The sequence below is a fragment of the Nonomuraea cavernae genome (assembly GCF_040655715.1).
Taxonomy (GTDB): Bacteria; Actinomycetota; Actinomycetes; order Streptosporangiales; family Streptosporangiaceae; genus Nonomuraea; species Nonomuraea cavernae_A.
The window spans coordinates 566,119-577,882 of sequence record NZ_JBFAKL010000001.1 but is presented as its reverse complement, the minus strand read 5'-3'; the positions used below and the strand labels follow the sequence as shown (position 1 = coordinate 577,882).

Sequence of the window (11,764 nt, the reverse complement as noted above, 5' to 3'; positions counted from 1 at the left end):
TAGCGTTCTCGACGTACCCGCGGCGCCAGGCCGAGGGATCTCGCGAAGGAGTCGTCATGCGACTGTTGAAGCAGCTTGTGGCCGTCGCGGCGGTCGCGTACATCGGCAGCTTGGGCGTGCACGCGGTGCAGGGGAACACCATCCTCACCCTGCTCCTCGGTCTCTCGACAGCCGTGCTGCTGGTGTTCGTGTACGCCTGGGTGGTGCGGTGGTCCGAGCGCCGCGCGCCAGTAGAAGTGGCCGCGAAGGGCGCTGCCGCCGCCACCGGCCGAGGGGTGCTGATCGGGGTCGGGATGTTCGCGGCCGTCATCGTGAACATCGCCTTCCTGGGCGGCTATCGGATCGACGGCCTGGGCTCGGCGGCTGGCGCGGTCGCGTTGCTCGGCGTCATGGCCGCCGCCGCGGTGTCGGAGGAGCTGATCTTTCGCGGCATCCTGTTCCGGATCGTCGAGGAACGCGCCGGCACCTGGATGGCGCTGGTGCTGACCGGTCTGCTGTTCGGCCTGATGCACCTGTTCAACCAGAACGCCAGCCTGTGGGGCGCCATCGCCGTCGCGATCGAGGCCGGCGGCATGCTCGCCGCCGCCTACGCCGCCACCCGCACCCTGTGGGTACCGATCGGCCTGCACCTCGGCTGGAACTTCGCCGCTGCCGGCATCTTCAGCACCGAGGTCTCCGGCAACGGCGCGACGTCGGGGCTGCTGAACGGCGTGATGTCGGGCCCGGCCCTGCTCACCGGTGGCGAGTTCGGGCCGGAGGCGAGCCCGTACGCGGTGGTCTTCGGCCTGCTGCTGACGATCGTGTTCATGTGGCTGGCCCGCCGGCGTGGCAACCTGGTCCCCCGTCGGCGCGGCACCCGCGCCGACGCGACCGCTACGCTCTCCCAGTGATCGATCTCCGGCGGGTCGCGGACCTCTGGCGGCGATCCGACGTCACGGTCCGCGATTTTCCGCTCGCTCTGCTGCTGTCCGTCGCGTCATTCCTGCCGGCTTTGCAGGGCCACGGGACGCAGCTCGGCGACCTGCCGCCCAGCCCTTTCGACGCACCGGCCATCGCGGTGATCGCCCTCGAATGCCTCCCGCTCGCCGTGCGCCGGCGGTGGCCGGCCGTCTGTCTCGCCCTGGTGTCGCTCGGCTTCGCCCTCGACCAGTTCCTCGCTTATCACGCGCTGGCGGGCATCGCGCTGCCCATCGCCCTGGTGAGCGCGGGCGCCCACCTGGAACGTCACCGGCGCGTCACCATGGTCCTCCTCTCCGTGGCGTACCTGCCGCTGGCGGTCGCGCTCGATCGGGCCGGCGTGGGCGAGGAGCCGGAAGGATTCGTGCTGTTCTACCTGGCGCTGGTCCTCGCATGGGGCATCGGGGCCTGGCTGCGCTCCACCCGGGCCGCCGAGGCCGAACGCCGCCACCACGTCGCCGAGACCACCCGCGTCGCCGAACGCACCCGCATCGCCCGCGAACTCCACGACGTCGTGACCCACCACGTGACGGCGATGGTCGTACAGGCGGAAGCGGCGCGCTACCTGACCGCCGCGCCCGATCGCCTCGACGCGACCTTGAACGCCGTCACCGACACCGGCCGGCGGGCCATCGCCGACCTGCGGCACCTGCTAGACCTGCTCAACCCCGGCCACGACGCCGACGTCCGGACTCCGTCCGTCGGCGACCTTCACTCGCTCGTGGAGCAGACGCGCTCGGCGGGGCAGCCGGTGGAGTTCACCGAGGAGGGCAGACCAGCGCGATCGGCCGGCAGTGCCGAGTTCGTGACCTATAGGGTCGTGCAGGAGGCTCTGACGAACGCGCTCAAGTACGCCCACGGCAGCCGCACCACGGTCCACGTGCGCCATGGCGAGAGGGAGATCACCGTGGAGGTCAGCACCGACGATCCCGGCTCGCGGGCCGCTTCCCCCGGCGGGAGCGGGCGGGGCCTGGCCGGGCTCCGCGATCGGGTCTACGCCTTGGGCGGCGAGTTCAGCGCGGACCGGAGGGCGGGCGGCGGCTTCGTCGTGCGGGCCCGCGTCCCCGCTGGCAGCTCGTCGTGACCGCGCCGGTCCGGGTGCTGGTCTGCGATGACCAGGCGCTGATCCGCACCGGCTTCGTGACGATCATCGGTGCGCAGCCCGACCTCAAGGTGGTGGGCGAGTGCGGGGACGGCCGCGCCGCGGTCGACCTCGCCCGCCGGCTGAACCCGGACATCGTGGTGATGGACATACGGATGCCGGTGCTCGACGGCATCGAGGCGACCCGCCTGCTCGCCGGCGCCGGGGTGACGCACCCGGTCAAGGTGCTCGTGGTGACGACGTTCAACCTGGACGAGTACGTGTACGAGGCGCTGCGCGCGGGCGCGAGCGGCTTCCTGCTCAAGGACGCCCCACCGGCGCAACTGCTGCACGGCATCCGCACCGTCGCGGCAGGCGCCGCGCTGCTGGCACCCGAGGTGACGCGGCAGCTCGTCGGCAGGTACGCGGCGCGGATCCGTCCCGCCGAGGGCACGCCGGACGACATGGTGCTGACCCCGCGCGAACTGGAGGTGCTCCGTCTCATCGCCGACGGCCTGTCCAACAGCGAGATCGCCGCGACGTTGGTGATCAGCCAGGAGACCGTCAAGACGTACGTGTCGCGCATCCTCACCAAGCTCGACCTGCGTGACCGCGTGCAGGCCGTGGTCTACGCCTACCGCAGGGGCCTGGTGAGCTGAGAGCCGCGCTCGCCGGGTATGGCGCAAGGGCAGCGAAGAACCGGCCCGTAGGCCGAGGTGTGCGGCGGCTCGGTCTGTGTTCGACCGGCGAACCGGCCCGAAACGCAGTGATCGCCCGAGATGAGCTCGGGCGATCATGTACGAAGTGTGTCCGAGGGGCGAGCACCACCGGTCGCACATGGCCTGCCGATATTTCTATTCCTGTACATCGCATTCATGTGGCCTGACGATGTCCGTGACGGATCAGGTTGGAGACCTTCGCGCAGGTGGTCGCACTGTGCGGCGGCGCCGGGTTCCAAGATCGCGACCAAGTTGAACCCCGCTGACCGTCGCCACCTTCCCCGACCCGTTGGCCGCCGAGTCGTCCCAGCTCAGGAGATCGATCAGCTCACAGCAGATCTGCCCCAGGCAGATCGCGTCACCCCTGGTCCGAATCGCTGCACATGATGGACGCATGAGCGAAGAATCAAAACTTCCGCTGTTGAACGCGCAGGTAAGACGCGAGCTTTATGAGCAGCGTGTTCTCGTTCTCGACGGCCCTCTCGACGATGACAACGGGACGCTGCTGGCCACGCAATTGATGACACTCGCCACGCAGGACGCGTCGACCGACATCGCATTGTGGATCCACTCCCCGGGCGGCTCGGTTCCCTCGATGCTGGCGATTCGCGACGTCATTCGACTCATTCCCTGCGACGTATCGACCCTCGTGTTGGGCATCGCCTACAGTGCCGGGCAATTCCTGCTGTCCTCGGGAGCCCGCGGGAAGCGCCGTGCCCTGCCGCACTCACGCGTCCTGATGCACCAGGGTTCGGCGGGAATCGGCGGCACCGCGGTTGACATCGAACTGCAGGCCAACGACCTTCGGCATACGCGCGACACGGTGCTCGGCCTCATCGCCGAGGACACGGGACAACCCGTCGGGCGCATATTCGAGGATTCCCTGCACGATCGTTGGTACACAGCGCAAGAAGCACTCGACTACGGCTTCATCGATGCGATCGTGCAGAACTTCGGCGAAATCGCGCCCCACCATCGCCCGCGGCCCGGATTCGGCATCACCGAAGGAGTCGGCAAGTGACCTCATATACGATCCCGAACGTAATCGCCCAGAATCCTCGCGGCGAGCGGATCATGGATGTCTACTCGCACCTGCTCACCGAGCGAATCGTTTATCTGGGCACCGCCATTGACGCGGGCGTCGCGAACGCGCTCATCGCGCAGCTGATCTTTCTGGAGTCGGACAACCCCGATGCCGAGATCCAGTTCTATATCAACTGCGAAGGCGGCGACCCGAGCGCGATGCTCGCGATCTACGACACGATGCGTCATATCCGCCCGCGGGTCTCGACCACCTGCGTCGGACAGGCCGTCGCCGTGGGCGCTGTCCTTCTCGCCGCAGGCGCCGAGGGAAAACGTGCCGCTCTCCCACACGCACGGGTGATCTTGCACCAACCGGCCGCTCAAGGGCGCGGAACGATCCCCGATCTCATCTTGCAGGCTGACGAGGTCGTACGTGTCCGGGCGGACATTGAGCGCATCCTGTCACGCCACACCGGCCAGACGATCGAGACCCTACGCGCCGACACCGATCACGATCGCGTGTTCACCGCGACCGCGGCCTTGGAGTACGGGCTCCTCGACCAGATCATCGAGGAGCACTCCTAACCCCGTGGACACCCCGGCAAGCCGCGCTATGCGGCCAGTGCGTACGCCGTCGCCGCCGAGCAGGTAGCGCCTCTCGACACGCTGTGCTGAGCGGGGCGCAGGCTCTCGGCCACGGCAAGGGTCAGATCGACCAGGGTCACATCCAGCGCTCCGGCGACCGCAGCGATCATCTCGCTCGACGGCTCTTTGAGCCCTCGTTCTATCTCGGAGAGATATTGCGGTGAGACTCCGGCGCGACTCGCCGTCTCGCTCAACTTCTCGCCTCGCTCGTGACGAATGCCTCGCAGACACTCACCGAGCACCTGCCTCCACAGCCGCTCGCGAACCGGAGAGAACTCGGGGGCGGTCCGATCGATCGCCGGACGCAGCGGCGGGATGGAGGAGGCCATGCCTACACCATAGGGAGACCTCACGTTCGAGTCCTGTCGGCTTCGCGTAGAGCAGAACCAGTCACTGGCCCCTTCGCCCGCCCTCAGGGCGCCTCCGCCCGCTCACGAGTGGGCGCTGCGGCGGCGACCACTCGGTGACACCGGTCACCCGGCCACGTGACCAGGGCGCACACCGCGCTCTGCAAGGTGAGGCGGGGTCCGGAAGCCGGGTTGCGGTCCTTCCAACGCCAGGCCGGCCACTCGTGTGAGGCGCGGGCATCCTGAACGCCACGTCCGTCGCCGGTGCCGACCGCCCCTCCCGCACTCGCCGTACCGACCCCCAGACCCAGCACCTCGGCGCATCAGGACCCGAGGTGCTCAGCCCGCCGCCGGCTCTTCACCGACGGCGTACTGAGGACCATGGGCTTACCGTGTATGTCGGAGGGGGAGATGAACCCCCATGCGCCGGGCCTGGGGCTATAGGTTCCTCGACTTGAACCCTCAGCGCCAAGACAAAGCAAAAGCGCCAGGTCAGAGACCTGGCGCTTTATGTGACCGGTGTCCGAGGGGGGACTTGAACCCCCATGCCCCGCAAAGGGCACTAGCACCTCAAGCTAGCGCGTCTGCCTATTCCGCCACCCGGACGTGGTGCCTGCACGTGGGACCGTCATCCCGCGTCGGCTCCGTAAGGTTAGCAAACTCTCAGGGGTGCGTCATACCAGTACTCCGCGGAGCCTATCGGGGTGCATTCACACCCCCTGTCAGAGCTGCCGAGGAGCCGCTACGCGTCGTGCCGGGCAGGCCGCCGACCGGCCTGGCCTTCTCTGGGGTCTCCCATGGGATGGACGAGCGGGAGCAGGGCGATTCGCTGCGGTTCGGGGTGCGGGTGCATGACCGATTACTGGATCTCTGCTGAAAACCCCTTGTGGCAACTGTGGGTGCTGCTACGGTTACGGACCGTTGAGGGGTGAGTCCATGGACCGGCCTCACCATGTGAGGTCGGTTCTGGAGTTCCAGGAGGTCACGTGGCACGCACGCCGATGCGGCAGCTGAGGGCGCAGCCCTCCGCCGTGCGGCGCGCGTCCATGTCCCTCCGGGCGGAGGATGTGATGACCGAGCGGGCCGCACGGATGGCGCGGTTCGCGGCCGGCGTCCGTCAGGTCATCGCACGAGCGGTCGCGGTCGGCTTCCTGCTGGCCGCTGGTTGGCTGCTCGCCGTCCTGTTCGGGATGACCTTCGCCGCTCCTGCCGCTGCGGAGTCCACCGCGGCGCCAGGAGCCGGCGCGCCTCTCACCGTCACAGAGTCCGTTACCGACGGGTTTGCCGCGGTCGACGGCGAGGCCACGGCGTTGGACGACGCCGAGGCGATGGCAGGGCTGACGGTCGACGGGCTCACCAGCCAGTCCGACCCTGGCCTGCCCGCACCTTCCTCCGCGAGCACGATGCTGGACACCGACGGTCTGGTGCCCAACGGCGGTGGCAGCGGCCCGTTCGGGCCGAGTATGGGGGATATTGCGAGGTCTGTTGACGGCCCGCGTCCCGAAGCTGTGCGCGCCCCCCTGGCGCGCGTGCTTCCCCCCGTCGTCCGCACAGCGGCGGACGACCCTTCTTTCTCACCTGACTGATCCTCGCCACAGGTTCCGGCACTTCACGTGCCGGCGGCGGAGCGCGGCATCGATCCCCTCCGCCAGCGAGAGACACGTCAGTCATCACTGGTTCGCCGAATCCGAGGTCCCGCTGTGCGCGGCGCCCTGCGACCTCGCACGGCCTCGGCTGTCCGCGAACTGTCAGGCAATCCCCCTAGAACCACACAGGAGCATCCATCATGCGTACGTGGGCCAAGGCTTCCACTCCTGCCGCTCTGCTGGCGGTCGCGGTCATGTCGTTCAGCGGCACCGCGCTCGCCGACACGTCCGGCGACAACTCCATCGGCGGCGGCAACCAGGTCAACCTGCCGATCTCGCTGCCGATCGACATCAGCGGCAACGCCGTCGGCGTGGCCGGCGAGTCCAACGCGTCCTCCGAGGGCGGCGCGACGGTGACCAACACTGGAAAGGGCGGCATCCCCAACCGGACCTCCGGTGACCACAGCATCCTCGGCGGCAACCAGGTCAACGCGCCGATCAACGCTCCGGTCAACGCCTGCGGCAACGCGGTGGCGATCTTCGGCAGCTCCGACGCGGGCTGCAAGGGCGGCGCCTCGGTCACCAACTCCGGTAAGGGCGGCGCGGGAGGCAACCGGACCTCCGGTGACCACAGCATCCTCGGCGGCAACCAGGTCACCGCACCCATCAACGCTCCGATCAACGCCTGCGGCAACGCGGTGGCGATCTTCGGCGAGGCGACCGCCGGCTGCAAGGGCGGCGCCTCGGTGAAGAACACCGGTGTCGGCGCCGGGGGCAACACCACCTCCGGTCGCAGCTCCGTGCTCGGCGGCAACCAGGTCATCGCCCCGATCAGCGCGCCGATCAACGTCTGCGGCAACTCGGTCGCGGCGTTCGGCGAGGCGTTCTCGGGCTGCAAGGGCGGCGCGTCCGTCACCAACGGCGGTCGCAAGCCCGGTCACGGCTACCACAGCGGCCCTGGCACCCCCGGTTCCCGCGGCAACGACACCGACGGGCGGTTCGGCGCCGGCAGCGGCAACCAGGTCGTCGCGCCGATCAGCCTGCCCATCACCGCCTGCGGAAACTCCGTGGGCAACGCGGCCTCCGGCTGCAAGGGCGGCGCGTCCGTCGAGAACCGCGGCGGCGGTTCCGGCGCCGGTGGCAACACCACGTCGGGCCGGTCGGGCGTGCTGGCGGGCAACCAGGTGGTCGCGCCGATCACCGCTCCGATCAACGTCTGCGGCAACGCCGTGGCCGCGTTCGGAGAGGCGTTCGCCGGGTGCAGGGGCGGCGCGTCCGTGCAGAACGGCGGCCGGGGCGCCGGTGGCAACACCACGTCGGGCCGGTCGGGCGTGCTGGCCGGCAACCAGGTCGTGGCCCCGATCACCGCCCCGATCAACGCCTGCGGCAACGCGGTCGCCGCGCTCGGCCTGGCCGAGGCCCACTGCAAGGGCGGGGCCAGTGTCTCGCCCCAGCAGGGCGTGGGCGGCGGTGGCAACACCACATCGGGCCGGTCGGGCGTGCTGGCCGGCAACCAGGTGGTCGCGCCGATCACCGCTCCGATCAACGTCTGCGGCAACGCCGTGGCGGTGCTCGGCGACGCCGCCGCCGGCTGCCTCGGCGGGGCTCGCGTCGGCCGGCCGGTCGACCACGGGCACGACCGTTTCGACCGCTACACCCAGATGAGCGGCAAGGTCGCACAGGCCAAGGGCGGCATGTCCGCGCTGCCGGTCGTGCCGGCCCTGAGCGGCCTGCAGGACGCGGGCAACGTCACGCAGTCGATGCGCGGCGGTGGCCTGCCGGCCCTGCCCGTCGTCGGTGACGTGTCCCAGTCGTTCGGGCTCCCCGCCCTGCCCGGTCTCCCCGGGCTGCCCGGCCAGCCCGCCACTCCGGGCAAGCCGGCCAAGCCGGGCAAGCGCGCCACCGCCGCCGCGTCCAGCGTCGCGGGCCCCTCCGGGCCGCTGTCCGCGGTCAGCCCGGCGACCTCGCTGGTCTCCTCGACCCCGGTGGGGGGCGCGGTGACGTCGGCGGCCGGGGCTCTGCCCATCGGGCTGATGAGCGCCGCTCAGCCCATCGGCGTCACCGGCATGAACAACGGTTCGCTGTTCGCGCTGGTCCTGGGCGGGATGTTCGCCGCTTCGGCGACGCTGTTCGCGGCGACCCGCCGGTTCCGTCTCGGCAGGAAGTAGCATCCCCAGCCGGCACCCTGTGAGCTGCCGGTTCACGTGACGCTTTGCCCGTTCCGGGGGGCGCGGCCCCGGGGCGGGCAAAGCCATGTCCATACTTGGCAGGCAAAGCATGGCCATACTCAGAGGGTGCGGCGCACCCGCATGATCTTGCGGCGGAGCCGCACATGACGACTTCCGTCCGGATGCAGCCGCACCCGCGCGAGCTCCCAGTGGCCGTACTCTGCGTGTTCGGTCAGCAGTTGACGTGCGGCTTCACGGGACAGGTCGCGCGGAATGTAGATATCCATGTAGGAGTAGTCGAGCACAGCGATTAGTCTCCAGGGTGAGTCAGGGCGCGATGCCGCTCAGTGGGCCTTATTCTGCGTGCTGGTGGGTGGACCCGGAAGCTAGTGGGTAGCCCCGGGGGAAGGAAAAATCCGCGAGACGGGTTACCTTTCAGATCTGTGCCGGCTCCCGGCAGGGGGAATTGTTAGCGAACAGCGAGGTAGGAAGCAGCGTGCCAGCCAAGAACGGCAGCGTCGGCGGAACCCGCCTGGTGATAGTCGAGTCGCCGGCCAAGGCGAAGACGATCGAGCAGTACCTCGGTAGCGGCTACGTCGTCGAATCGAGCATCGGCCACATCCGTGACTTGCCGGAGAAGGCCGACGACATCCCCGAGAAGTACAAGGGGGAGGCGTGGGCACGTCTGGGCGTGAATGTCGATCATGAATTCGAGCCGCTGTATGTCGTCAACCCTGACAAGAGGGCGCAGGTCAGCAAGCTGAAGCAGCTGCTGAAGGATGCGGACGAACTCTACCTGGCCACTGACGAGGACCGCGAGGGCGAGGCCATCGCGTGGCACCTGCGCGAGGTGCTCAAGCCCAAGGTGCCGGTGCACCGCATGGTGTTCCACGAGATCACCCCGCAGGCGATCCGCGACGCGGTCGCCAACCCCCGCGACCTCAACCTGCGCCTCGTCGACGCCCAGGAGACCAGGCGCATCCTCGACCGGCTCTACGGCTACGAGGTCAGCCCGGTCCTATGGAAGAAGGTCAAGCCCCGCCTGTCCGCCGGCCGGGTCCAGTCGGTGGCGACGCGCCTGGTCGTGGAGCGGGAGCGCGAGCGCCTGGCGTTCACGTCGGCCCACTACTGGGACCTGCAGGCGTTGTTCGACACGGGCAGGGCCGAGGAGCGGCCACGTGACTTCAGCGCGACGCTGACCAACGTCGACGGCAAGCGCGTGGCGCAGGGGCGCGACTTCGCCAGCACCGGGCAGCTCAAGACCAAGGACGTCCTGCACCTGTCGGAGGCCGCCGCCGGTGAGCTGGCCGGCCGGCTCCGGGGCTCGTCGTTCGCGGTCAAGTCCGTCGAGCGCAAGCCGTACACCCGCAAGCCCTACGCCCCGTTCCGGACGACCACTTTGCAGCAGGAGGCCAGCCGCAAACTGGGCTTCTCCGCCAAGTACACGATGCAGGTCGCGCAGCGCCTCTACGAGGAAGGCTTCATCACCTACATGCGCACCGACAGCATCACGCTGTCGGAGACCGCGATCGCGGCCGCGCGCTCCCAGGCGATCAAGCTGTACGGCCAGGCGTACGTTCCGGACAAGCCGCGCGTCTACACCAGCAAGGTGAAGAGCGCGCAGGAGGCGCACGAGGCGATCCGGCCGTCCGGCGAGGAGTTCCGCACTCCGGGCGAGACCAGGCTGAGCGGCGACAAATTCCGGCTGTACGAGCTGATCTGGCAGCGCACCGTGTCGTCCCAGATGAAGGACGCGGTCGGCGAGTCGGTCACGGTCAAGGTGGGCGGCCGGTCCTCCTCGGGCGAGGACGTCGAGTTCAGCGCCTCGGGCCGGACGATCACGTTCCACGGCTTCCTGAAGGCCTACGTCGAAGGCGCCGACGACCCGTCGACCGACCGCGACGACTCCGAGAAGCGGCTGCCCAACCTGGCCGAGGGCGACGCGCTCAGCGTCACGCGGCTCGACGTGGCCGGCCACTCGACCAAGCCGCCGGCCCGCTACACCGAGGCGTCGCTGGTCAAGGAGCTGGAGGATCGCGAGATCGGGCGTCCTTCGACGTACGCCTCGATCATCGGCACGATCCTCGACCGGGGTTACGTGTTCAAGAAGGGCACCGCGCTGGTGCCGTCGTTCCTGGCGTTCGCGGTGGTCAACCTGCTGGAGCAGCATTTTGGCAACCTGGTCGACTACGACTTCACCGCCGAAATGGAGAAGGTGCTCGACGACATCGCCAACGACCGGGCCGAGCGGGTGCCCGAGCTGCAGCGCTTCTACTACGGCGAAGACGGCGACGAGGGCCTCAAGGAGATGGTCAGCGACCTCGGCGACATCGACGCCAAGGAGATCAGCTCCTTCCCGATCAGGGGCACCGACATCGTCATCCGGGTCGGGCGCTACGGGCCCTACCTCGACCGCGACGGCACCCGGGTCAACGTTCCCGAGGACATGACGCCCGACGAGCTGACCGCCGAGAAGGCGGAGGAGCTGTTCTCGCGGCCGACGGGCGACCGCGAGCTGGGCAAGGACCCGGTGACCGGCAACACGATCGTGGCCAAGGACGGGCGGTTCGGGCCGTACGTCACGGAGATCCTCCCCACCCAGGAGGAGGAGACCCCGAAGAAGCGGACCAAGAAGGCCGACGTGGCCAAGCCGCGTACGAGCTCGCTGTTCAAGACCATGTCGCTCGACACGTTGACGCTCGACGACGCGCTCAAGCTGCTGGAGATTCCGAGGGCCGTGGGTGAGCTCGACGGCGAGCAGGTCGTGGCGCACAACGGCAAGTTCGGCCCCTACCTGAAGAAGGGCACCGACTCCCGGTCGCTGACTTCGGAGGAAGACCTGTTCACGGTCACGATCGACCAGGCCAAGGAGCTGTTCGCGCAGCCCAAGCAGCGAGGCAGGGGCCGGGCCGCGGCCGCGGCGCCGCTGCGCGAGCTGGGCGACGACCCCAACTCCAAGAAGCCCGTCGTGGTGAAGGAAGGCCGATTCGGCCCTTACGTCACCGATGGCGAGACCAACGCCTCGCTCCGCAAGGGCGACACGGTCGAGGAGATCACCATCGAACGGGCGGCCGAGTTGCTGGCCGAGCGACGTGAGCGGGCGCCCGCGCCCAAGAAGACGGCGGCTCGGAAGGCTCCGGCCAAGAAGGCGCCCGCCAAGAAGAAGCCTGCGGCCAAGTCCTGAGAGCCCTCTCAGGCGTGAGCGCACGCCGGTATGGCTCGGCTCGTAGCATGACGA

At 69.0% G+C, this 11,764-nt stretch carries 10 protein-coding genes and 1 tRNA gene; 8 read left to right on the top strand and 3 right to left on the bottom strand.

Annotation, left to right across the window (positions count from 1 at the left end):
• The first annotated feature begins 56 nt into the window (after positions 1 to 56).
• From AB0I38_RS02665 to AB0I38_RS02645, 5 genes are all read left to right on the top strand, one after another.
• The gene (locus tag AB0I38_RS02665) at positions 57 to 890 is read left to right on the top strand and encodes a CPBP family intramembrane glutamic endopeptidase (protein ID WP_358460701.1); all 834 of its coding nucleotides are present in this window, start codon (positions 57 to 59) and stop codon (positions 888 to 890) included.
• Positions 887 to 2,041 (top strand): sensor histidine kinase, encoded by a 1,155-nt coding sequence (locus AB0I38_RS02660; RefSeq protein WP_358460698.1) that lies wholly within the window; start codon positions 887 to 889, stop codon positions 2,039 to 2,041. The genes AB0I38_RS02665 and AB0I38_RS02660 overlap by 4 nt, the downstream gene beginning before the upstream one ends.
• Positions 2,038 to 2,697 carry a response regulator transcription factor gene (locus AB0I38_RS02655; RefSeq protein WP_358460695.1) on the top strand — a complete coding sequence of 220 codons (660 nt, stop codon included), beginning with the start codon at positions 2,038 to 2,040 and terminating at the stop codon, positions 2,695 to 2,697. Before AB0I38_RS02660 ends, AB0I38_RS02655 begins: the two co-directional genes overlap by 4 nt.
• Positions 2,698 to 3,151: 454 nt before the next feature.
• On the top strand, positions 3,152 to 3,778 hold the full coding sequence (locus AB0I38_RS02650; RefSeq protein ID WP_355041006.1) for a ClpP family protease: 627 nt from the start codon (positions 3,152 to 3,154) through the stop codon (positions 3,776 to 3,778).
• Positions 3,775 to 4,365: a ClpP family protease gene (locus tag AB0I38_RS02645; RefSeq protein WP_091081201.1), complete on the top strand. Its 591-nt coding sequence runs from the start codon at positions 3,775 to 3,777 to the stop codon at positions 4,363 to 4,365. The genes AB0I38_RS02650 and AB0I38_RS02645 overlap by 4 nt, the downstream gene beginning before the upstream one ends.
• A 26-nt stretch (positions 4,366 to 4,391) precedes the next feature.
• Here AB0I38_RS02645 and AB0I38_RS02640 read toward each other — a convergent pair whose 3' ends face one another.
• Complete coding sequence (locus tag AB0I38_RS02640) at positions 4,392 to 4,754, bottom strand: helix-turn-helix domain-containing protein (RefSeq protein WP_091081204.1); 363 nt, start codon at positions 4,752 to 4,754, stop codon at positions 4,392 to 4,394.
• A gap of 538 nt (positions 4,755 to 5,292) precedes the next feature.
• Positions 5,293 to 5,378, bottom strand: a tRNA-Leu gene (locus AB0I38_RS02635).
• 380 nt (positions 5,379 to 5,758) lie between these two features.
• Between AB0I38_RS02635 and AB0I38_RS02630 the strand changes: the two genes are divergently transcribed.
• Positions 5,759 to 6,358, top strand: coding sequence for a hypothetical protein (locus AB0I38_RS02630; RefSeq protein ID WP_358460689.1), 600 nt, complete (start codon positions 5,759 to 5,761; stop codon positions 6,356 to 6,358).
• 200 nt (positions 6,359 to 6,558) lie between these two features.
• Entirely contained in the window at positions 6,559 to 8,526 is a 1,968-nt protein-coding gene (locus tag AB0I38_RS02625) for a chaplin family protein (RefSeq protein ID WP_358460686.1), read from the top strand.
• A 119-nt stretch (positions 8,527 to 8,645) separates the two neighbouring features.
• Here AB0I38_RS02625 and AB0I38_RS02620 read toward each other — a convergent pair whose 3' ends face one another.
• Positions 8,646 to 8,831 carry a DUF5703 family protein gene (locus AB0I38_RS02620; RefSeq protein WP_189122240.1) on the bottom strand — a complete coding sequence of 62 codons (186 nt, stop codon included), beginning with the start codon at positions 8,829 to 8,831 and terminating at the stop codon, positions 8,646 to 8,648.
• Positions 8,832 to 9,022: 191 nt separating this feature from the next.
• Here AB0I38_RS02620 and topA point away from each other — a divergent pair, with 191 nt between their 5' ends.
• Positions 9,023 to 11,710 (top strand): type I DNA topoisomerase, encoded by a 2,688-nt coding sequence (gene topA, locus AB0I38_RS02615; RefSeq protein ID WP_358460682.1) that lies wholly within the window; start codon positions 9,023 to 9,025, stop codon positions 11,708 to 11,710.
• Positions 11,711 to 11,764: the final 54 nt, after the last annotated feature.